This is a genomic window from uncultured Olegusella sp., assembly GCF_947253395.1.
Lineage (GTDB): Bacteria > Actinomycetota > Coriobacteriia > Coriobacteriales > Atopobiaceae > Olegusella.
This window is the reverse complement of the sequence record NZ_CAMXYY010000148.1, coordinates 1-3076: the sequence shown is the minus strand read 5'-3', so window position 1 is coordinate 3076 and position 3076 is coordinate 1. Positions and strand designations below refer to the sequence as shown.

Sequence of the window (3076 nt, the reverse complement as noted above, 5' to 3'; positions counted from 1 at the left end):
GAACCATCTGTTGCGATGAAGCTTTGTTACCGTTTCCACCTCATATAGGCAATGGAATCAGACAGGCGTTTTGCTTATATGCTCAATTTGAACATGACTGAGTATCCGATTAAGTTACGGTCAAATGGCTGATGAGTTAGCTGGCACTGCCTTCTGTCTCTGAGTCGCTTGAGATGGTCATAGGAATATTTGCTATCTTGTCGATAGAGCGCAACTTACCATCACCAAAATCGATATATATCAGACCTGCACTTTGGTTATTTGGCATGCCCATATCAAAGGAGTAGGCAAGATGTGCTTTGCCGTCCGCGCCTCCATCATCACGATGAAGAATAAATATGTTGGGATCTTGGGTGGCTTCTACCGTGCCGTTAATCTGCTTTTCATCTTGGGGATTTGCCTGCCAGGTGATTGTGCCCGTTTTTTCATCAGGATGAGAAAAGCTTACAGATGTTTGTGTATCGCCTTCAAAGGCGCCAGGATATTTTGTAGGAGTGCCGTGGCTTTGATATGTTCCCGTTAGCTTGAAACCCTCTTTTGAAGCGATAACGTAGGCTTGGGCTTCTTTTTGTGCTTTGGCCATAAGTCCTGCAAGTATGCCTACGACAACAAGGAGCAGCACAATAATTATCTCGCGCCAACGCCGCTTAAGGAGTTCGCCCATATTTTTCATTATGTGATCCTCACATTCTTAAACGAATGAGAATACTAAGACGAAAGAAGAGCATCCACGATGGCAAGAGGGCCTGCCTGTCAGGGACGAATTTTTATTCTGTTCATTTTAAAACTCCTTGCGTTGCCGAATAAAACAACTACCAAGTTAAGTAGTAGCATGCATTTTTTTATAGTTGCTTAAGTTCTTCTTAATTACCGCGAGTGGTACAAGAGGGATCTGTAAAAAACTGATGCTTAAGTACAAACTGATGCTTAAGTACATCCTCTGAAGGGGTTTGGTTGTCTTACTGTTTTTAGATGCTTGCTGGTAACTCTCGGTCTTTGAACTGTGCTGCTGCAAGATTAGTAGTTATGAGCCGAATTAACACTTCGGCACTGTGCGCTACAGATACTGTGAGTACGTAGCTCTGCTTGGTTGTATAGAAAAAAAGCCTAGGAGTCGATGTGACGTCCTAGACTTTGCTTGTGAATAAGCCAATCGCGTATACCGCAGGTCATCGCATGCAAGTAAAACTTACATTGGCAGGGTAGGAGCGACAAAAGTTCTCGTTTGATACTCGCGATCCAGTGCAAAGAGACCTTGTGGCGTGGTGCCAAAGAGCTTCATGTTAGAAATCACCTCGGCAGCATGAGCCTCTTCTTCACCCTGCTCTTTGATAAACCAATCAAGCATCTGCATCGTGCGGAAGTCATTGACCTCTTTGGCAGTGGCATAGCAGTCATTGACAAGTGAGGTGACATATTCCTCGTGTTTGAGGCCCTCTTCCAGCGGCTCAAGATCGTTCTTAAATGTCTTGGTGGGCTCCTCAAGAGCAGACATCTTGACATTCACACCGTTATCAAGGAGGTAACGGCGCAAAATCTTGGCATGAGCAACTTCTTCTTGAACCTGAATCATGTACCAGTTGGCAAAACCCTTAAGACCGCGCATCTCATAATAATCCGCGAAAGTCAGGTAGTAATACGCCGACCACAGCTCCCTGTTGATTTGATAATTGAGTTTCTCGGCAACCTTTGCATCGAGTGCCATAGCAATCCTTTCCTTATGATGGGTGCATTACTGAGTACCTATTTGATATACCCTGCATGCCTTTAAGATTTCTCCAGATTTTTGAACTAAATATTTTGTCGATTTTTTTATAACTTGCACAGAGCTGAGGTACAACGGTATAAAGACAAAAAGATGAACGGAGATGGCTGGTGTGACGGTAAGCAGTCCAACATTACAGGCGGACGGGGAAGCAACACAGCGCAAGCGAGAAGAGATGCTCACGCAGCCCATAGGTCCCCTTATCTTGCGCCTGGGTGCACCATCAGTGATTGCTAACATCGTAACAACCATTTATAACCTTGCAGATTCATTTTTTATCGGACAGATTTCGACTGCCGCAGAGGGCGCTGTGGGCGTGGCATTTTTTGTTATGACCCTTATCCAAGGTATTGGGTTTTATTTTGGTCAGGGTACGGGCAACGCATTGGGGCGCTACCTTGGCAAAGATGAACGCAAACAGGCGCAGCGTATGGCGACAGCGGGGCTTGCGTTGTCATTTGGTTTTGGCGTGATTCTAGCTGTGGTTGGGACGATTTTACTTGAACCAATATGTCGTCTAGCAGGGGCGACTGAGACCATATTGCCGCATGCAAAAGCTTATATGTCCCTCATATTGATTGGCGCACCATGGATGGCAGCCTCGCTGACAGCAAACTTCCAGCTGCGTATGGAAGGCGAGTCCTTCTGGTCGATGGTGGCCTTAGTTACGGGAGCTGTATTGGATTTTTTGCTTGATCCGATTTTTATTTTTGTGTTGCATATGGATATCGCTGGTGCAGCCTTGGCGACGATTATCTGTGAATTGATTAGCTTTTTGATGATTGTGATTTCGTCACAAAAATTGGGTGTAGCACCGTATGACTTTAGACTGCTGAAAATTGATGGCGATTTACTGCGAGAAATTAATAATGGAGGTTTGCCTTCACTTGCGCGCCAGATGGTATCAGGCGTGGCAACAGTTGCGCTCAATCATGCTGCGAAACCTTTTGGCGATGCGGCTATTGCGGCGATGGCTATTGTGTCACGCGTTTCGAGTGTGGGCAATTATGTGCAGATTGGTATTGGCCAAGGTTTTCAGTCGCTATGTGGTTACAACTATGGGGCAGGTAGAGGAGACCGTGTGCGCAAAGGCTATTTCTTTGCGGTGCGTGCCTGCATGATTGCAGTTGCTGCGGTGAGTGCAGTGGTGTTTGTTTTTGCACCACAAATTGCAGCTGCCATGCGTAACGATCCTGAGGTAGTTGTAATTGCAACGGTAGCTTTGCGTTTTCAAGCGGTAACTTTACCGATTACTGGCATTGCAATGATTACGAATTTTATGTTGCAAACGACAGGACGTATGTGGCGCGC

At 45.8% G+C, this 3076-nt stretch carries 3 protein-coding genes; 1 reads left to right on the top strand and 2 read right to left on the bottom strand.

Going from position 1 to position 3076, the window contains the following annotated elements:
• Positions 1–136 precede the first annotated feature (136 nt).
• A complete protein-coding gene (locus tag Q0X25_RS08155; RefSeq protein ID WP_298581103.1) occupies positions 137–673 on the bottom strand; it encodes a hypothetical protein in 537 nt (178 codons plus the stop codon).
• Between the two features lie 516 nt (positions 674–1189).
• The gene (locus tag Q0X25_RS08150) at positions 1190–1705 is read right to left on the bottom strand and encodes a ferritin (protein ID WP_298581099.1); all 516 of its coding nucleotides are present in this window, start codon (positions 1703–1705) and stop codon (positions 1190–1192) included.
• 163 nt (positions 1706–1868) lie between these two features.
• On the opposite strand from Q0X25_RS08150, the gene Q0X25_RS08145 reads away from it, so the two are divergent.
• On the top strand, positions 1869–3076 hold a 1208-nt coding region (locus tag Q0X25_RS08145; RefSeq protein ID WP_298581096.1), incomplete at its 3' end, for an MATE family efflux transporter.

What these genes read in the sequence shown, in the direction of transcription:
- Q0X25_RS08155 (WP_298581103.1), bottom strand. Translation starts at nt 673, where the DNA reads ATGAAAAATATGGGCGAACTCCTTAAGCGGCGTTGGCGCGAGATAATT.
- Q0X25_RS08150 (WP_298581099.1), bottom strand. Translation starts at nt 1,705, where the DNA reads ATGGCACTCGATGCAAAGGTTGCCGAGAAACTCAATTATCAAATCAAC.